General features: G+C 58.3%; 13 protein-coding genes and 1 pseudogene. 12 read left to right on the top strand and 2 right to left on the bottom strand.

Features of this window, described 5'->3' with window-relative positions:
* Window positions 1–179 precede the first annotated feature (179 nt).
* Window positions 180–1,220 carry an AraC family transcriptional regulator gene (locus tag AC0T4W_RS13440; RefSeq protein ID WP_476319636.1) on the bottom strand — a complete coding sequence of 347 codons (1,041 nt, stop codon included), beginning with the start codon at window positions 1,218–1,220 and terminating at the stop codon, window positions 180–182.
* 230 nt (window positions 1,221–1,450) lie between these two features.
* Between AC0T4W_RS13440 and AC0T4W_RS13435 the strand changes: the two genes are divergently transcribed.
* The 5 genes from AC0T4W_RS13435 to AC0T4W_RS13415 all read left to right on the top strand — a co-directional run bounded on the left by AC0T4W_RS13435 (window position 1,451) and on the right by AC0T4W_RS13415 (window position 7,740).
* Entirely contained in the window at window positions 1,451–3,484 is a 2,034-nt protein-coding gene (locus tag AC0T4W_RS13435; protein WP_476319634.1) for an oxidoreductase, read from the top strand.
* Between the two features lie 126 nt (window positions 3,485–3,610).
* Entirely contained in the window at window positions 3,611–3,979 is a 369-nt protein-coding gene (locus tag AC0T4W_RS13430; RefSeq protein WP_476323657.1) for a nuclear transport factor 2 family protein, read from the top strand.
* Between the two features lie 263 nt (window positions 3,980–4,242).
* The gene (locus tag AC0T4W_RS13425; protein WP_476319632.1) at window positions 4,243–5,613 is read left to right on the top strand and encodes a chromosome partitioning protein ParA; all 1,371 of its coding nucleotides are present in this window, start codon (window positions 4,243–4,245) and stop codon (window positions 5,611–5,613) included.
* A 2-nt stretch (window positions 5,614–5,615) separates the two neighbouring features.
* Entirely contained in the window at window positions 5,616–6,563 is a 948-nt protein-coding gene (locus tag AC0T4W_RS13420; protein WP_476319630.1) for a 1-aminocyclopropane-1-carboxylate deaminase/D-cysteine desulfhydrase, read from the top strand.
* A 67-nt stretch (window positions 6,564–6,630) separates the two neighbouring features.
* Window positions 6,631–7,740: a cyclic nucleotide-binding domain-containing protein gene (locus AC0T4W_RS13415; protein WP_476319628.1), complete on the top strand. Its 1,110-nt coding sequence runs from the start codon at window positions 6,631–6,633 to the stop codon at window positions 7,738–7,740.
* A 1-nt stretch (window position 7,741) separates the two neighbouring features.
* Here AC0T4W_RS13415 and AC0T4W_RS13410 read toward each other — a convergent pair.
* Window positions 7,742–8,690: pseudogene (locus AC0T4W_RS13410) on the bottom strand (DUF1853 family protein).
* Between the two features lie 109 nt (window positions 8,691–8,799).
* Here AC0T4W_RS13410 and AC0T4W_RS13405 point away from each other — a divergent pair.
* The 7 genes from AC0T4W_RS13405 (at window position 8,800) to AC0T4W_RS13375 (ending at window position 17,991) form a co-directional block, all read left to right on the top strand.
* Window positions 8,800–9,696, top strand: coding sequence for an NAD(+) kinase (locus tag AC0T4W_RS13405; RefSeq protein ID WP_476319626.1), 897 nt, complete (start codon window positions 8,800–8,802; stop codon window positions 9,694–9,696).
* Window positions 9,686–10,660, top strand: coding sequence for a metallophosphoesterase (locus AC0T4W_RS13400; RefSeq protein ID WP_476319624.1), 975 nt, complete (start codon window positions 9,686–9,688; stop codon window positions 10,658–10,660). Before AC0T4W_RS13405 ends, AC0T4W_RS13400 begins: the two co-directional genes overlap by 11 nt.
* Window positions 10,657–11,523 (top strand): rhomboid family intramembrane serine protease, encoded by an 867-nt coding sequence (locus AC0T4W_RS13395; RefSeq protein ID WP_476319622.1) that lies wholly within the window; start codon window positions 10,657–10,659, stop codon window positions 11,521–11,523. Before AC0T4W_RS13400 ends, AC0T4W_RS13395 begins: the two co-directional genes overlap by 4 nt.
* A 52-nt stretch (window positions 11,524–11,575) precedes the next feature.
* Window positions 11,576–11,836, top strand: coding sequence for a YeaC family protein (locus tag AC0T4W_RS13390; RefSeq protein WP_476319620.1), 261 nt, complete (start codon window positions 11,576–11,578; stop codon window positions 11,834–11,836).
* Window positions 11,836–12,672, top strand: coding sequence for a DUF2797 domain-containing protein (locus tag AC0T4W_RS13385; protein ID WP_476319618.1), 837 nt, complete (start codon window positions 11,836–11,838; stop codon window positions 12,670–12,672). The genes AC0T4W_RS13390 and AC0T4W_RS13385 overlap by 1 nt, the downstream gene beginning before the upstream one ends.
* 54 nt (window positions 12,673–12,726) lie before the next feature.
* A complete protein-coding gene (gene pepN, locus AC0T4W_RS13380; protein ID WP_476319616.1) occupies window positions 12,727–15,387 on the top strand; it encodes an aminopeptidase N in 2,661 nt (886 codons plus the stop codon).
* Window positions 15,388–16,023: 636 nt separating this feature from the next.
* The gene (locus AC0T4W_RS13375; protein WP_476319614.1) at window positions 16,024–17,991 is read left to right on the top strand and encodes a DUF1302 domain-containing protein; all 1,968 of its coding nucleotides are present in this window, start codon (window positions 16,024–16,026) and stop codon (window positions 17,989–17,991) included.
* The last annotated feature ends 15 nt before the right edge of the window (window positions 17,992–18,006 follow it).

Here is an 18,006-nt window from a genome sequence, read left to right as displayed (position 1 = left end):
CCTGCTCTAGCTTGATTGGCATGCTCCTTGTTTATGCAATGAGCAGTCACTGACATATCGAGTGGGAGGAATAGGCAATGGACGATTATCAGGAAGAACTGCTGGAAGCCCGCGCCGTCGAGCAGGATGTGCCGGAGCGTGACGAAGACGCTACCGAGCTCTGATCCCTATCAGGGCGGCTAAATCGCTCGGCGTTGCTCGCGGCGGTATTCGCCTGGGGTTTGTTGATTCCAGCGTTTAAATGCGCGCTGGAAGGCTTCGGCTGAGGCAAAACCGAGCAGGTAGGCGATTTCGCCGAAAGCCAGTTCGGTGTCGCGTATGTAAGCCATGGCCAAGTCGCGGCGGGTGTCGTTGAGGATGCTGCGAAACTGCGTGCCTTCCTCGGCGAGCTTGCGCCGCAGGGTCCAGGTCGGTAACTGCAGGCGCGCCGCCACTTCTGCCAGATCCGGTTCGCGACCATGTAGCAGCGGGCCGAGCAGCTGAGTAATGCGCTCGCGCAGGTTGCGGGTGCGGGTCAGCTGCGTCAGTTCCCGTTCACAGATTTCCAGCAGGTGCCGCCAGGTGCTTGGGCAGTGCTCGGGGTTACGCATATTCAGGCTCTGTTGGCTCAGGCGCAGCTGGTTGTGCTCGCTGGCAAACTCCACTGGGCAGTTAAACAATTCGCCGTACTGCGCCGCATAGTCAGGTGCAGGAAATTCAATCTGCACTTTCTCCACAGGCAGCTTTTGTTGCGCCAGCTTGCTGAGCTGTTGCGCCCAGCTGGCCAGCACTGAATCGACGACAAAGCGGTTATAGGCGTTGTACGGGCTGATCGAATAGAAGCGCAGCCAGGCGCCCCGATTGTCTTCATGCAGGCTGGATTGGCCACGGTAATTGCTGGCATAAAGTGGCTCGAAGCGAATCAGTGCGCGCGCCGCCTCGCGTACCGTTGGTGCCTGCATGGTCGTGACGCCGGCCAGGCCAAGTTGGCTCAAGCGGCTGGTTTGCCCCATCAGCAGGCCCAGGCCGGGTTCGCTACATTGCTGGATAGCGCTATGGCCCAAGCGCATATAGCGCGGGATCGACAGTCGTGCTCGCGGTTCGGCCAGGCGTGCGGCATCCAGGCCGTAGCTGTCGAGTAGTGGTTGTGGGTCCTGGGCGCAATAGCGCATGGCATCGGCCAGGCTGTCGACAAAACCCACCGACAGATCGCCGAGCTTGACCCGTGTGCTTTTCAGCATTGCGTCGTTATTCCGTCTGCGCCCATTCAGGGTTGGGCGTTTAGCTAAGGCGCAAGGGTAGGTGGGTGCTTGGGATTTGCCAAGGGCTGCTGCTGTTTTTGATCATTAGGTTGTTACTTTGAGTCATTGAGCTGTTCGGCGTTGCTGATTATCGTCTAGACCCTATTCGACCGCGACCCGCCAAGAGGCTGCGGCATCCGTGAAAGCCAACACCCGATGTGGAGATTTCCATGACTGCTCAGTACCCCAATCTGCTGGCCCCGCTCGATTTGGGCTTCACCACGCTAAAGAACCGCACTCTGATGGGTTCGATGCATACCGGGTTGGAGGAGAAGCCAGGCGGCTTCGAGCGCATGGCGGCCTATTTTGCTGAGCGCGCCCGTGGTGGCGTTGGCCTGATGGTCACCGGCGGTATCGGCCCGAATGATGAGGGCGGTGTGTATTCCGGTGCGGCCAAGCTGACCACTGCCGAAGAAGCCGAGAAACACAAGATCGTTACCCGCGCAGTGCACGAAGCAGATGGCAAGATCTGCATGCAGATCCTCCACGCCGGTCGTTATGCCTACAGTCCGAAATCGGTAGCGCCGAGCGCGATTCAGGCACCGATCAACCCGTTCAAGCCGCGCGAGCTGGACGAGGAAGGCATCGAGAAGCAGATTCAGGATTTCATCAACTGCTCCGTGCTCGCTCAGCAGGCCGAGTACGACGGTGTAGAGATCATGGGGTCGGAAGGTTATTTCATTAACCAGTTCCTCGCCGCCCACACCAATCACCGCACCGACCGCTGGGGCGGCAGCTACGAGAACCGCATGCGTTTGCCGGTGGAGATTGTGCGCCGCGTCAGGGAAGCAGTGGGGCCGAACTTTATCATCATCTATCGCCTGTCCATGCTCGACCTTGTCGAAGGCGGCAGCACCTGGGATGAAATCGTCCTGCTGGCCAAGGCCATCGAAAAGGCTGGTGCGACCATCATCAACACTGGCATCGGCTGGCACGAAGCACGTATCCCGACCATCGCCACCAAGGTGCCACGCGCCGCGTTCACCAAGGTCACCGCTAAGTTGCGTGGCGAAGTGAGCATTCCGCTGATCACCACCAACCGAATCAACACCCCGGAAGTGGCTGAGCAGGTGCTGGCTGAAGGCGACGCCGACATGGTCTCCATGGCCCGTCCGTTCCTCGCCGACCCGGACTTCGTCAACAAGGCCGCTGCCGGTCGCAGTGACGAAATCAACACCTGCATCGGTTGTAACCAGGCCTGCCTGGATCACACCTTTGGCGGCAAGCTGACCAGCTGCCTGGTTAACCCGCGCGCCTGCCATGAGACAGAGCTGAATTACATCGCCACCACTGCGGTGAAGAAAATTGCCGTGGTCGGTGCTGGCCCTGCCGGTCTGTCCGCTGCCACTGTTGCCGCTGGGCGTGGCCATAGCGTGACCCTGTTCGACTCGTCCAGCGAAATCGGCGGCCAGTTCAATGTGGCCAAGCGCGTGCCTGGCAAGGAAGAGTTCTTTGAAACCCTGCGCTACTTTAAGCGCAAGCTGGAAACCACCGGCGTTGATTTGCGCCTGAATACCCGTGTATCGGCCGATGATTTGGCCAAGGGCGGCTTTGACGAAATCATCCTGGCCACCGGTATCGCCCCGCGCACCCCTGCCATTCCCGGAATCGAGCACGCCAAGGTGATCAGCTACCTGGACGCCATCCTGCAGCGCAAGCCGGTCGGTCAGAAGGTTGCGGTGATTGGCGCTGGCGGTATCGGCTTTGATGTATCGGAATTCATCACTCATCAGGGTGAGTCCACCAGCCTCAATCGCGAGGCGTTCTGGGAGGAGTGGGGCATTGACGGCGCGTTGGAGGCCCGTGGCGGCGTGGCGGGTATTCAGGCGCATCCGCACCCGGCAGCCCGTGAGGTGTTCCTGTTGCAGCGCAAGAAATCCAAGGTTGGCGACGGTCTGGGCAAGACCACTGGCTGGATTCACCGCACAGGCCTGAAGAACAAGAACGTGCAGATGCTCAACTCGGTGGAATACCTCAAGGTTGATGACGCTGGCCTGCATATCAGCATCGCCGGTGGCGAGGCGCAGGTATTGCCGGTGGATACGGTGATCGTTTGCGCAGGCCAAGATCCGCTGCGCGAGCTGCAGGAAGGCCTGGAAAACGCCGGGCAGAACGTACACCTGATTGGCGGCGCCGATGTGGCCAGCGAGCTGGATGCCAAGCGCGCAATCAACCAGGGCTCACGCCTCGCTGCCGTACTTTGATAGCAAGCGCCCCGCCTAATGCGGGGCGTTTTGTATATGGCTCACAACAATAAGGAAAAGCCAGTGTCCGAGAACCCTCAACTACAACCGGCTGCTGCCGCCACGCTCGCGCAGTGGCATGGTCTTATGCAGAACAATGATCTGAGGTCGTTGCCTGAGCTGCTGCACCCGCAGGCGGCGTTCCGTTCGCCCATGGCGCACAAACCCTATGCCGGCGCGCCCATGGTCTCGTTGATTCTCAATACCGTGAGCAAGGTGTTTGTCGACTTTGCCTATCACCGTGAGCTGGTCAGCGCCGATGGTCTTAACGTGGTACTGGAATTCAGTGCCAAGGTGGGTGAGCGTGAGCTCAAGGGCATCGACATGATTCGCTTCGATGAGGCCGGCAAGATCGTCGACTTTGAAGTGATGGTTCGTCCCATGAGTGGTCTGCAGGCCTTGGGTGAGGAAATGGGTCGGCGTCTGGCGCCGTTCCTGGCTGCCGCCAAAGCCTGAAGCGTTGCACCAAATCCATCACAGTTTCGCCCTGTAAGCCGGGTTTTAGCGCTTGGCTGGCAGGGCGACTGCCAACCCAGTCACATTGCTGGGCTTGGCTTTTCCCCTAGACTGGCCCGAACAAGGGCATAGCGCCTGTAACATGGCTTTTGCTTCGCCCGTCAGAGTGTTGGCAGTCTTGCTATGTGCGCCATCTTTTGCACAGCATAAGCAAGGTAAGTCACCGCTGAGCGGAGCGTCCGTTTCGGCCTAGAGGAAAAGCGATGAGCATGCAGAACAAGCCGCAGATGGTCGAGGCCGTACTGTTCTTCAGTGAGCGCGGCGGCATCTGCAAACAAATGTTCTTCCCCGAATTCGAAGCCTTGCTCGATGGCGTGGTGAATATGCCGGAGTTCGCCGACGAGCAGATGCGCGTGGCATATGTGCTGATCAACCCGCGCTTGCTGATCAAAGCGCTGGTTTTTTTCTATCTGGATTTTGATGAAAAGGGTGCGCCGGATTCCGGTTGGAACATCCCCTTGCAGGCGCTGGCCGAGCGCGCCGGGCGCGGCCCTGACCTGGGCGCCGGGCCTATTCGTCTGGCCTGCCGCAGCCAGTGCCCGGTGTCCTGGCACCAGATGCACCTCTGGGACCCTAGCCTGACTCCAGGTAATAACGACCTGGCGCTGCTGCGCGATGTGGTCAAGCGCAACAGCCTCGGTTTGTTGGCCGAAGACGAAAATGCCCAAGCAGTTGCGCCAGAGCGGTTGCAAATGGCCTCGGAGGATAAGTGGTACGCAGCGGACCCGGCCCAGGAAGAAGCCGCCAAAGCCACCGAAAAGCTTGACCAGGAACAGCGCCTGAAAGCCGCGCAGCTGATTAAACAGCAGCGTTTGCGTATCAGCAGCCTGACCCAGCAGCACGAAGAAGAGCTGGCCAAGTTCAAATTGGCCAGCGATGAACAGAGCAAGAACCTGCAGGCGCAAATCCATGGCTTGCATCAGGCCTTGCGTCAGCAGGAAGAGCACAACGCTGCGCTGAAGGCTCAGTTGGCTGCTCAAGCAGCGAGTTTTCAGACCGCCCGTGAAGAGATGACTGAACAACTGCGTGGGCTGGAGCGTGATGGTCGCAGTGAGGGTGATAGCCTGCGTGCGCAGTTTGAAGGCGAGATGCAGGCCAAGATCGCCTCGGCACTGGCCGAATACAAAGAGCAGATTGCCATTCGCGATGTCGAGTTGGCGTATCGCAGTGAGCAGGACACGCAAGCACTGCAGGAGATCAATCGTCTCAAGCGCGCTTACGCCGACCTGGCCAGCCAGGGGGGGGATCAGATACTCGAACGCCTGGCCAAGCTTGGCGTGGTATTTGTGGTCTATCACCCAGGCGCGGGTCACCTAACCATTGCGCTGCAGGATATCGCCATCTACCAGGACAACCCGTTGGCCTATGCTGCGGCCAAGTGTTTTGTCAGCGAAGAGCAATACCGCCATTGGCTGGTGCACTATCAGCAGCCGAGTTGCGAAGCCTCACTGCCCAGTGGTGAGCGCTGCGCTATCCCGATTGATCGTATTGATACCCCCAGCCGTTTTGCCCTGGGTGAATCCAATTGCTGTGCGCGGCACAAGGCCAGTAGCCGTTTGCGTACTGTCAGTTAGCCTTGGCTGTTGTCCTGCCTGACTGGGCGCCCCATGCCCCTTTGCAGTGTTTTGCGCTGGATTGGTCAGTCGCCGCCGGGGTTGAACTAGCGGTGCTACGCCTGGATCTGCTTGATCCGCTGATCAGCGGTAATAAATGGTTCAAACTCTCTCATCATCTACGTGCCGCAGAGGCCAGTGGCGACTCTGGCGTGATCAGCCTGGGCGGCGCGCATTCCAATCACCTGCACGCCCTGGCCGCCGCCGGTAAGCGCTTCAATTTTCAAACGGTCGGGCTTTTGCGCGGCCACCCGCAGCAGACGCCAACTGTGGCTGATCTGCAGGCCTTTGGCATGCAGCTGCACTGGCTGGGTTACGCAGGTTATCGCGCTCGGCATGCAGTCGACTTCTGGTTGCCCTGGCTGGCGCAGTATCCGGGGTTCTATCCGTTGCCGGAGGGCGGCGGTGGTCTGCCGGGAGCCTTGGGGTGCATAAGCCTGGTGCAACAGGTTCGCCAGCAGCTGCCAAACCTCGGTTGGGCTGATTACGACGCCTGGTGGCTGGCTGCAGGCACGGGCACGACCCTGGCCGGTTTGCTGTTAGGTGAGGCCGGCGTGCATCCTGTCTACGGGGCGTTGGCTGTACCGGCCGATCATGGTGTCGAGCAGCAGGTGCAAGCGATTGTCCAGGCTGCCGGCATGCCCGTCGGGCGCTATCAGTTGCACGAGGCCAGTCGTGGTGGATTTGCCAAGGTGGATGCCGAGTTGCTCGATTTTATGCAGGCGGCAGAAGCACAAGGCGGCGTGCCGCTGGAGCCGCTGTATACCGCCAAGGCATTAATGGCGTTGCGCCAGCAGGTCGAGGCCGGTTACTTTGCTCGCGGCAGCCGCCTGGTGTTTGTCCACACGGGCGGCTTGCAGGGCCGCGCTGCGGCAATGCTGCAGGCGGCTAAAGCTTGCTCGGCCGGTTAACAGGTGGTTTTTCAACAGCCTGTTAGCCCGGCTACACTCAACCTGACCAGCGGAGCCTGGATATTCCATGAGCGAGCCCCTTAAACCCGAACAGCTACGCAGCTTGACGCCACTCAACGTGCTGTCTGAACAGCAGTGGCGCGAGTTGCGTGCGCAATTGGTGCCGCAGCCGCTGCTCGCGGGGCAGTTGCTGTTTCGTCCGGGGGATCAGGCACGCTTGACCTACTACCTCTTGGCGGGCGAGTTGCTGCTGCAATCGGCCGACGGCCAGGAGCAACGCTTGCAGGCCGGCAACGAGGCCAGTTGTCACCCATTGTCGCCAAGCCTGCCGCGCTTGCATGAGGCGCGTGCGCTCACCGACGCCAGCGTGCTGGTGCTGGACACCGCAACCCTCAATCGCCTGCTGACCTGGCGTCTGGCCTATCAGGATTTGTTGCTGGAACTGGGGCAGAACCATGCCGAAATCGAGTGGCTGGAGCGCCTGTTGGAAAATCCGCTGTTTGCCAAGGTGCCACCGTCCAACGTGCGCGCCATGCTGGAGCGTTTGCAGCGTATCGAACTGACTGCCGGCAGCACCGTATTGCAAGAAGGTGATGTCGGTGACAGCTGCTACTTTCTGAAAAATGGCCGGGCTGAAGTGATCCGTGGTTCGGGCAGTGCGCAGCAGGTATTGGCTGAGCTGGAGATCGGCGCCTGTTTTGGTGAGGAGGCCTTGCTGGCTGACAGCCCGCGCAATGCCACGGTGACCATGCTGGAAAACGGCGCGGTGCTGCGCTTGGACCGTCAGGACTTCTTCGCTCTGCTCAAGGCCCCGGTGGTCGATGAAGTATCGCTTGGCGAAGCATCGCGTTTGCTGGCAGCCGGGGCGCAGTGGCTGGATGTGCGCCTGCAGGAAGAATACGAGCGGGCCCATGCGCTGCAATCATTGAATATGCCGCTGCAACTGCTGCGTCTGAAAGCGCGCCTGCTGGATAAGGCGCGCACTTATCTGTGTTACTGCGACAGTGGCAAGCGCAGCAGCAGTGCAGTGTTTCTACTTTCGCAGCTTGGCTATCGCGCCTATGCGCTGCGTGATGGCGTGGATGCCTTACCGGCGATCCAGCGTGATGCGCTGCTGTGTGAGAGTGGTTCGGGCTATCTGGCGCGTTCGGGCGGGCGCACCGAACGCAGTTTGTGAGCTAGCCGGCCGGTTGCGCTGGCCAATGATCATTCACTAGAAACACTCGCTCGGCTTCCAGCCAGTCATTCTTTTGGCCTTCAATCAGGCGTACGAGCAACTGCGCGTTGGCATCGCTCGGTAGCGTCGTGAGCCATTGATTGAACTGCTCGTGCGACCACAGATGCTCTTCTTCTATTCGCGCTGACGCCAACCAGGCATGCCGTGCTAACGGCTGCCAGTGACCTGGGTTGTGCCCGGCAAAACGTGACCATTGCGCGCGATGCAACCAGCGCCCACGCAAGTGCGTTGGGTTGCCATCCGCTGGCGCGGCATAGGCTGGCTGCAGCCAGGAGTAGAACAGATAACCGCCCAACCACAGCGCCGCTTGAGGTTGCTGAATGTCCAGTTCGGCCAAACGCTGTTGGGCTTCGCTGCGTGCTGATAGTGGCAGTTGATGCTGGCCCAGATGCGCCAGTTTGATGTCCAGACGGTCATGGCTGCCTGGGCCGAGCCAGTGCGCCAGCTCAGTGCCACTGCACTGCGGCTGGCCCAGATACAGCTTGATCGCCAGTTCCAGGTGATGCACACCTTCTTCATCGCGCAGCAGCATATCCAGCTCGCCCAGGGTATGACCCTGCTGGCGAATGGGCAGGTTGGCCGCCAGCACCTCGACACCCGGCGCGGCATGCAGGGCAAACTGCCATAGGCGTTCGTAGTACAAACCCAAGCGGCGCACTGAGCTTTGGCTGAGCCACTGCTGCAGGGCATGGCTATCGGCATCCAGGCCCAGTAACCAGTCGGCCAGCGCGCCGGGGTGCTTGTTCCAGTTACTGGCTTTGAGCGGATGACGTTGTGGTCAAGGGCGTATGTGCCAGTAACGGCGGCGCAAGCAGCGCCCAGGCCAGGTCGCGTACGGCGGGCTGGCGCAGCTGCGAGGGCAGATCGGTGAGCATAGGAAAGGGCGTCATGTTGCGAGCATAGCGTTTAACCGCCGTCATAGCAGGTCAGCGGTTTGCCGCTGCCATGGGCTTTCGCCCATAATCTGGCTCATTAGATTTAGAGCCTGGCGGGAGCACCATGGAGCAGTTTCGTAATATCGGCATCATCGGTCGGCTGGGCAGCACCCAGGTACTCGACACCATTCGCCGGCTGAAGAAATTTCTGCTCGCTCGTCATCTGCATGTAATCCTCGAAGACACCATCGCCGAAGTGCTGCCGGGCCATGGCCTGCAGACTTCCTCACGGAAGATTCTCGGCGAGGTGTGCGACCTGGTGATTGTGGTCGGTGGTGACGGCAGCATGCTCGGCGCTGCCCGTGCTCTGGCGCGGCATAAGGTGCCGGTGCTGGGCGTCAACCGTGGCAGCCTGGGCTTTCTCACCGATATTCGCCCCGATGAGTTAGAGGTGAAGGTGGCCCAGGTGCTCGAAGGGCATTACCTGACCGAGAACCGCTTTTTGTTGGAGGCCGAAGTGCGGCGCAACGGTGAGGCCATCGGTCAGGGTGATGCGCTTAACGATGTGGTGCTGCATCCGGGTAAATCCACGCGGATGATCGAGTTCGAGCTGTTTATCGATGGTCAGTTTGTCTGCAGCCAGAAGGCCGACGGCCTGATTGTCGCCACACCGACCGGCTCCACGGCCTATGCGCTGTCCGCTGGTGGGCCGATCATGCACCCCAAGCTGGATGCCATCGTTATCGTGCCGATGTACCCGCATACGCTGTCCAGTCGGCCGATTGTGGTGGACGGCAACAGCGAGCTGAAAATCGTCGTGTCCAAGGACCTGCAGCTGTATCCGCAGGTGTCCTGTGACGGGCAGAATCACTTCACTTGCGCCCCTGGCGACACAGTTACCGTGGCTAAACGGCCGCAGAAGCTGCGCCTGATCCATCCGCTGGACCACAACTATTACGAAGTCTGTCGCAACAAGCTGGGCTGGGGTAGCCGGCTCGGTGGGGGGCTTGATGCAGCTTGATCCTGCTCGCGGCTACGACCTGATCGGCGATATCCATGGCTGCGCGAAAACCCTGGAGCATCTGCTGAGCACCCTGGGCTATCGCCAGCAGGCCGGTGTATGGCGGCATCCGCAGCGTATGGTGATCTTTCTTGGCGATCTGGTCGACCGTGGCCCGCGTATCCGTGAGGCGCTGCACCTGGTGCGCGATATGGTCGTGGCTGGTCAGGCGCTTTGCATCATGGGCAACCATGAGTTCAATGCCCTGGCCTGGAGCACGCCGGCAGCACCCGGCAGCGGTCGGCAGTTTGTCCGTGAACATACGCCACGGCATGCGCGGCTGATCAAGGAGACCCTGGAGCAGTTCGAGGCTTACCCTGCGGAGTGGCAGGCATTTCTCGATTGGTTCTACGAGTTACCACTGTTTATCGATGCCGGGCGTTTCCGCGTGGTGCATGCCTGTTGGGACGACAGTCTGATTGAGCCGCTACGTGCGCAGTTTGCCGATGGCTGCATTGATGAGCATTTTCTCCAGGCGGCGGCTGTGCATGGCAGCTTTGCCAATACCGCGCTGGATCGCCTGCTACGCGGCACCGACATGCGTCTGCCGCATGGCATGACCTTGACCAGCGATGACGGTTTTACCCGCGCGCACTTTCGCACCAAATTCTGGGAAGAAGACCCGCAAACCTACGGCGATATTGTCTTCCAACCCGACGCTTTACCCGAACTGGCGGCGCAGATGCCGCTCAGCGAAATGCAGAAAACCGAATTACTTAAATACGGTGTCGACCAGCCGCTGTTGTTTGTTGGCCACTACTGGCGCAGCGGCAAACCAGCGCCGATTCGCAGCAACCTGGCCTGTCTCGATTACAGTGCTGTGCTCAACGGCAAGCTGGTGGCGTATCGCCTCGACCAGGAAACGCGCCTGGATGCCAGCAAGTTCGTTTGGGTTGATGTTGAAAGCCCGGAGGCAAGGCCATGAGTGCGGTAGCAGCAATGCGTTTGCCTGAGCAGGTCGACTTGAGCGGCTTTATTACGTTGCTGCAGCGCTTGCAGGTGCCGCACCGTGTTGCGGAGGAGGCGGGCGAACAGGTGCTTTGGGTGCCTGGCGAGCAACTGGCCGAGCAGGTGCGCGAGCTGTATGGGCGTTATCCGCAGGGTGATGCCGAGGCGTTGCTTGAGCCAGCACCGGCTTCTGTCGATGCCGCGCCGGGTTTTGTTCAACAGCTGAAAGGCAGTCGCATGACGGCTGTTGTGCTGTTGCTGACCTTTATTGCCGCCGCCATTACCTTGCTGGGCGATAACCTGGCGACGGTTAGCTGGTTGAGCTTTGTCGACTACCGTGTGCAGGGCGATTACATCTACTTCAGCTACCTCAACGACACACTGGCCAGCGGTCAGTGGTGGCGGCTGCTGACGCCGATGTTGATTCACTTCGGTATTCTCCATCTGGCGATGAATAGCCTGTGGTACTGGGAGCTGGGCCGGCGGATTGAGGCGCGCCAGGGTGCCGTGATGCTGTTGGGGCTGACCCTGCTGTTTAGCCTCGCGGCCAACTTCGCCCAGTACCTGCATGCAGGCCCCTCGTTGTTCGGCGGCCTGTCTGGGGTGCTGTACGGCTTGCTCGGGCATTGCTGGATTTTCCAGCGTCTGGCACCGACGCCTGCCTATCGGCTGCCGCCGGGCGTATTGGTGATGATGCTGGCCTGGCTGCTGATCTGCATGACCGGTATTTTCGAGTTGCTGCAATTCGGCGCTATTGCCAACGCGGCGCATGTTGGCGGTCTGCTGGCTGGTTGCCTGACTGGGCTGGTGGGCGGTGCGCTGGCGCGTCGCTCTCGGTAAACTGCCACTTTGTATTTGCAGGGCTGTGTAACGGCCCTTATTTGGAGGCGCTATGTCGTCCTTTCTCGAAGCGATCGAAAACATCACCCCCGAGATCTACCAGAGCCTCAAGCTGGCCGTGGAAATCGGCAAATGGCCGGATGGCCGCAAGCTGAGCCAGGAGCAGAAGGAGCTGACCCTGCAGGCGCTGATCGCCTGGGAAACGCACAATCTGCCGGAAGAAGAACGCATTGGCTATATGGAACAGCAGTGCGAGTCTCACCCTGCACCCAAGCTTGATCTGTTGTTCAAATCCTCGGATACCTTGCACTGATGAGTGAGTTGGCCCGTGGTGCCCTGAGCAAAATGGCCGCGCAGTTGGATGCGCCGGTGCAATACAGCTTTCGCTTGGGCGATGAACTGCTGCCGGTTAATCCGCTGATCGGCAAAAGCCTGCGTCTGGAGTTTTTGGGCGCTATCCATTGCACCCATTGCGGACGCAAAACCAAGAGCAGCTTCAGCCAGGGCTATTGCTACCCCTGCATGCAGAAGCTGGCGCAGTGCGACATTTGCATCATGAGCCCGGAGCGTTGCCACTATGAGGCCGGCACCTGCCGCGAGCCGACCTGGGGCGAGCAGTTCTGCATGACCGATCATGTGGTTTACCTGGCCAACTCCAGTGGCGTAAAAGTCGGCATCACCCGCGCCACGCAGATTCCTACCCGCTGGATCGATCAAGGCGCGACCCAGGCGCTGCCGATTCTGCGGGTCGCCACCCGTCAGCAGTCCGGCTTTGTCGAAGACCTGTTGCGCAGCCAGGTGGCGGATAAAACCAACTGGCGCGCGCTGCTCAAAGGCGACGCCGCACCGGTGGATCTGCTCGCCGTGCGCGAACAGCTGTTTGCCAGTTGCAGCAGCGGGCTCACCGAGTTGCAGCAGCGTTTTGGCATTCAGGCCATCCAGCCGCTTAGCGATCAGCCGGTGGTGCAGATTAGCTATCCGATTGAGGCTTATCCGGCGAAGATCACCAGCTTCAATCTTGACAAGATTCCGCTGGCCGAGGGTACGTTGCTGGGCATCAAGGGCCAGTACCTGATGTTCGACACCGGCGTGATCAATATCCGCAAGTACACCGCTTACCAGTTGGCCGTTCACGAACTGGCCGCCTGAGTTTTCTATTCGCGAATCCGGCGCCCGCGCGCCGCAGACATAGGGCCACAAGCCATGCGCACCGAACAGCCGAAAATGATCTACCTCAAGGACTACCAGGCCCCGGATTATCTGATTGATGAAACGCACCTGACCTTCGAGTTGTTCGATGACCACGCCTTGGTCCATGCGCAACTGGTGATGCGCCGTAACCCGGCAGCGGGCGAAGGTTTACCACTGCTGATGCTGGACGGTCAGCAACTGGAGCTGCTCAGCGTGGCGCTCGACGACCGCGAACTGAGTACCGGCGATTACCAGCTGAGCGACAGCCATCTGACCTTGCAGCCAACTGCGGCTAGCTTCGTCATCGACAGCAGCGTGCGCATCCACCCGGAAAGCAACACCGCCCTGGAGGGCCTGTACAAGTCCAGCGGCATGTTCTGCACCCAGTGCGAGGCCGAGGGTTTTCGCAAAATCACCTATTACCTCGACCGCCCGGACGTGATGAGCAAGTTCACCACCACCCTGAGTGCGGCGCAGCATGACTACCCGGTGTTGCTGTCCAATGGCAACCCGATTGCCAGTGGCCAGGAAGAGGGCGGCCGGCATTGGGCGACCTGGGAAGACCCCTTTATGAAACCGGCCTACCTGTTTGCCCTGGTCGCCGGTGATCTCTGGTGCGTGGAAGACTGCTTCACCACCATGAGCCAGCGCGAGGTGGCGCTGCGCATCTATGTCGAGCCGGAAAATATCGACAAATGCCAGCACGCCATGGACAGCCTGAAGAAATCCATGACGTGGGATGAAGAGGTTTACGGCCGTGAGTACGACCTGGACATCTTTATGATCGTCGCGGTCAACGACTTCAATATGGGCGCCATGGAAAACAAGGGCCTGAATATCTTCAACTCCAGCTGCGTGCTGGCCAAGGCCGAAACCGCCACCGACGCCGCTCACCAGCGCGTTGAAGCGGTGGTAGCCCACGAGTATTTCCACAACTGGTCGGGCAACCGCGTGACCTGCCGCGACTGGTTCCAGCTGTCGCTCAAGGAAGGTTTTACCGTCTTCCGCGATGCCGAGTTTTCGGCCGATATGCACTCGCGCACGGTCAAGCGCATTGAGGATGTGGCCTACCTGCGCACCCACCAATTCGCAGAAGATGCCGGCCCCATGGCTCATCCGGTGCGCCCAGATGCCTTTATGGAAATCTCCAACTTCTACACCCTGACCGTGTACGAAAAGGGTTCGGAAGTGGTGCGCATGATCCGCACCCTGGTCGGTGCCGAGGGTTTCCGCAAAGGCAGTGACCTGTATTTCGCCCTCCACGACGGCCAGGCGGTGACCTGTGATGACTTTATCCGCGCGATGGAAGAGGCCAATGGCATCGACCTGACCCAGTTCAAACGCTGGTACAGCCAGGCCGGCACGCCGCGCCTGGAGGTTAGTGAAAGCTATGATTGCGCCGCTAATAGCTATCGCCTGCACTTTCGCCAAAGCTGCCCAGCCACTCCAGGCCAGGCTGAGAAGCAGCCGTTTGTTATCCCTGTGGAGCTGGCCTTGCTCGATGCCCAAGGTTGTGAGCTGCCGATGCAATTGGTCGGTGAAGATACTGCGGGTGAGCTTTGCCGTGTGTTGCAGGTGACCGAGGCCGAGCAGGCCTTCACCTTTGTCAATCTGGCGGAAAAGCCGCTGCCTTCCTTGCTGCGCGGCTTTTCCGCGCCGATCAAGCTGAGCTTTCCCTACAGCCGTGATCAGTTGATGTTCCTGATGCAGCACGACAGTGATGGCTTCAACCGCTGGGAGGCGGGGCAACAATTGTCGGTGCAGGTGTTGCAGGAGTTGATTGGCCAGCATCAGCGTGGTGAGCCTTTAGTGCTCGATCAGCGCCTGGTCGAGGCCTGTCGTACTCTGCTGGCCGATAATTCGCTGGATCAGGCCATGGTCGCCGAGATGCTCTCGCTGCCAGGCGAGGCCTATCTGGCGGAAATCAGTGACGTGGCCGATGTCGAGGCGATCCACGCCGCCCGTGAGTTTGCCCGTCAGCAACTGTCGACGGCGCTGTTCGATCTGTTATGGGCGCGTTACCAGGCCAACCGTGAGCTTTCGCGAGGCACGGCCTATATCGCCGAGGCCGAGCATTTTGCCCGGCGTAGCCTGCAGAACATCGCCCTGTCTTACCTAATGCTCAGCGGCAAGGCAGAGGTGTTGGCTGCGTGCCTGGAGCAGTTCGAGAACGCCGACAATATGACCGAGCAGCTGACGGCGTTGGCCGTGCTGGTCAACTCACCGTTCGAAACCGAGAAAGCTACTGCCCTGGCCAGCTTCGCCGAGTTCTTCAAGGACAACCCGCTGGTGATGGACCAGTGGTTTAGCGTACAAGCCGCTTGCGCCTTGCCCGGTGCGTTGCAGCGCGTTGAGCAACTGATGCAGCACCCGGCGTTTACCCTGAAAAACCCGAACAAGGTGCGTGCCTTGATCGGTGCCTTTGCCGGGCAGAACCTCTTGGGTTTCCATCAGGCCGATGGCAGTGGCTATCGCTTCCTGGCCGACCAGGTGATTACCCTGAATGCCCTCAACCCGCAGATCGCGTCGCGCTTGCTGGCACCGCTGACTCGCTGGGGCAAATATGGCAGTGAGCGCCAGGCGCAGATGAAGGAGCAACTGCAGCGCATTTTGGCTTCTGGCGAGCTGTCCAGCGATGTATATGAAGTGGTCAGCAAGAGCCTGGCTGGTTAATAAGTGAGCGGTAACAGTGTGGGGTGGCGCCACCACCCTATATAAAGTGGTCGAGTGCGTTTGATTGATTTTTGATCAATGCGTTAACACTAAAGGCCGATCCTGCGGATCTATGTGCAATGCATAGGGTTACAGGTTCTTCGCCGAGCTCTTCTATCCGTATAAAAGTGTTACCCGGTCGAGCCGGGTAACACTTTTATGTTACCTGTCTAAGGGGTAAGCAAAGTTTGCGTAGGTGAGATTGTGTTGCTCGGCTTGACCTTGCTTGATTTTTTTGAGTCAAGTTAAGCGCTCTATTCTGGGGCTGGTAGCGAATCACGCCATATCGTAGGACAAAAAAGGATGAGAGCAGTATTGCTGTCTGTTATTTGTGCGCTGAATGACCAGTCACAATATGGCTGCCTGGATTCTTCCTTGTGAGGTTGATTTTTTATACGGTTGTTTGAATTGGCACCATGGTTGCAGTGCATAAGCTGATATGAGCACTCTGATGGTGCGTTTCTGGCTGAGTAGCGAATGTTGCTCGTTAGAAAAAGTACCCAGTTGACGACTAAAGCTGCCGTTAGTGTGGCTTAGGTTTGTGCCCGAATCCGGGTACGCCAAATAAAAACGATCTGTCCACGGAGTAAGGCCACGATGGAAATTAAATCCCGTAATCCTATGCTGAGCTTTGCGCCGGCTGCTGCCGGCTTTGCTTTCGCAGGCATTTTACCCTTTCTGGTTGCGGCCCAAGCCCAGGCTGTAGAGTTCAGTTTCGCTGACAATGAAATTAGCGGCTCAATCGATACCACCGTGTCGTATGGCCAGCTCTGGCGCGTGCAGGGGCGCGACAAGACTAAAAACGACGTCAACACCAATGATGGCAATCGTAACTTTGATACTGGTCTTGTTTCCGAAGTGTTCAAGCTCACTTCTGACATGGAAGTGACCTATCAGAATTATGGTCTCTTCGTTCGCGGCAGCGCTTTCTATGACACCCAAATCATGGACAAGCGTAACGATTACCTGAGCAATAATAATCCGTCTCAGCCAAACCAGAACCCTTCGCGGCCGAATAGTTTTACCTACGAGACGCGTCATTCGGCCGGTCGTAATGCTGAAATTCTCGATGCCTATGTTTATGGCAACTGGGATGTGGCTGATATGCCGGTGACGGCGCGTGTGGGGCGCCAGGTATTTAACTGGGGTGAGGGGTTGTTCTACCGTGGTGGTATCAATACCACCAATCCAGTTGATGCAGGTAAGTTCAGGCTGCCGGGTGCTGAGTTAAAAGAAGTGCTGGTTCCGGTTGAGGCATTCAATTTAAATATTGGCTTGACCGATAATCTCTCGATGGAAGCGTTTTACCAGTGGAACTGGAAAGAAACAACCATTGACCCGGTGGGTACTTTCTTCTCTGAAACCGATTTGTTTGCGGCCGGTGGTAGCACTGCTTATACAACGGTCAAGGCGCTGAGTAGTCCTACGTTCCAGTCACTTTATCCGACGCTGGCAGGGAGTAATTTCGGCGGGCTGCAGGGCACTGAATACCTTGATTCGAATGGTGTGTTTAAAGTAGCTCGCGTTGGTTCGGACATTAATGCGAAGAACGATGGTCAGTATGGTGTCGCCTTCCGCTATATAGCCGAAGAGCTGAACTCTACAGAATTTGGGTTCTTCTTCGTAAATTATCATTCTAAAGAACCGACGATTTATGCCGATCTGAATCGTAGCTATGCGGGCTTGGATATTGATGGGCTTGCCGGTCTAGGCGGCTTTTCCAGCTACGATGACTTGGTTGCCGCAGGTGCTTTGGGTAACCCGCTTGCTGAACAAGTGCTTGGGCTTGTGAATGGTGCGGCAGCAGTCGATGTGGCGAATCAGGTCAATGCTCGCCGTGAGTATGCAGAAGATATTCGTATGTACGGCTTAAGCTTCAACACTACGATTGCTGATGCATCGGTATTTGGTGAATTGTCTTATCGTCCGAACATGCCAATTGGCATCGCTTCGACTAACGATCTTCTTGGTGATCTGCTGGGGCAGGCTGCTTTGCTAGCTGACGGTCGCACAGTGAATATCGGTGGTCAGGATGTAGTGATTACTGATGAGATTCATAATGGTACTCGTGTTGAGGCGTTTAATTCCTCGTTGGGTACTATTTATAATTTTGGTCCAACTTTGGGTTTTGACTCGTTGTTTGGTGTGGCTGAGTTGGCCTCTGAGCACATTCGTGGTGATAGCCTGCAGTTTACTGCGTATGACGGCACTAACCGCTATTATTCGGGCCGCCCAAATGGCTCTTATGTATCTGGTTATGGTCGTGATGATCAAATCAACAAAAATTCGTATGGCTACACCCTGGTTCTTTCTGGTACGTGGAACGATATTTATGCAGGCGTGAACCTGTCGCCGTTCGCTGTTTATAAGCACGACTTTGAAGGTAACTCACATCAGACAGGTAATTTTATTGAGGGGCGTCAGGCATATACCCTTGGTATGCGTGCGAACTACCTGAATAGTCTTGAGGCCGAGGTTCAATACACCGAATTTTATGGTGCTGGCCAGAATAACTCGGGTACAGACCGCGACAACATCGGCCTGAACGTCAAGTATTCCTTCTAAACATAACTAGAAAAT

This window comes from Pseudomonas sp. C7.1 (assembly GCF_056312395.1).
This window is presented reverse-complemented; position numbering and strand designations above follow the sequence as displayed.

What these genes read in the sequence shown, in the direction of transcription:
- AC0T4W_RS13440 (WP_476319636.1), bottom strand. Translation starts at nt 1,220, where the DNA reads ATGCTGAAAAGCACACGGGTCAAGCTCGGCGATCTGTCGGTGGGTTTT.
- AC0T4W_RS13435 (WP_476319634.1), top strand. Translation starts at nt 1,451, where the DNA reads ATGACTGCTCAGTACCCCAATCTGCTGGCCCCGCTCGATTTGGGCTTC.
- AC0T4W_RS13430 (WP_476323657.1), top strand. Translation starts at nt 3,611, where the DNA reads ATGCAGAACAATGATCTGAGGTCGTTGCCTGAGCTGCTGCACCCGCAG.
- AC0T4W_RS13425 (WP_476319632.1), top strand. Translation starts at nt 4,243, where the DNA reads ATGAGCATGCAGAACAAGCCGCAGATGGTCGAGGCCGTACTGTTCTTC.
- AC0T4W_RS13415 (WP_476319628.1), top strand. Translation starts at nt 6,631, where the DNA reads ATGAGCGAGCCCCTTAAACCCGAACAGCTACGCAGCTTGACGCCACTC.
- AC0T4W_RS13405 (WP_476319626.1), top strand. Translation starts at nt 8,800, where the DNA reads ATGGAGCAGTTTCGTAATATCGGCATCATCGGTCGGCTGGGCAGCACC.
- AC0T4W_RS13400 (WP_476319624.1), top strand. Translation starts at nt 9,686, where the DNA reads ATGCAGCTTGATCCTGCTCGCGGCTACGACCTGATCGGCGATATCCAT.
- AC0T4W_RS13395 (WP_476319622.1), top strand. Translation starts at nt 10,657, where the DNA reads ATGAGTGCGGTAGCAGCAATGCGTTTGCCTGAGCAGGTCGACTTGAGC.
- AC0T4W_RS13390 (WP_476319620.1), top strand. Translation starts at nt 11,576, where the DNA reads ATGTCGTCCTTTCTCGAAGCGATCGAAAACATCACCCCCGAGATCTAC.
- AC0T4W_RS13385 (WP_476319618.1), top strand. Translation starts at nt 11,836, where the DNA reads ATGAGTGAGTTGGCCCGTGGTGCCCTGAGCAAAATGGCCGCGCAGTTG.
- pepN (WP_476319616.1), top strand. Translation starts at nt 12,727, where the DNA reads ATGCGCACCGAACAGCCGAAAATGATCTACCTCAAGGACTACCAGGCC.
- AC0T4W_RS13375 (WP_476319614.1), top strand. Translation starts at nt 16,024, where the DNA reads ATGGAAATTAAATCCCGTAATCCTATGCTGAGCTTTGCGCCGGCTGCT.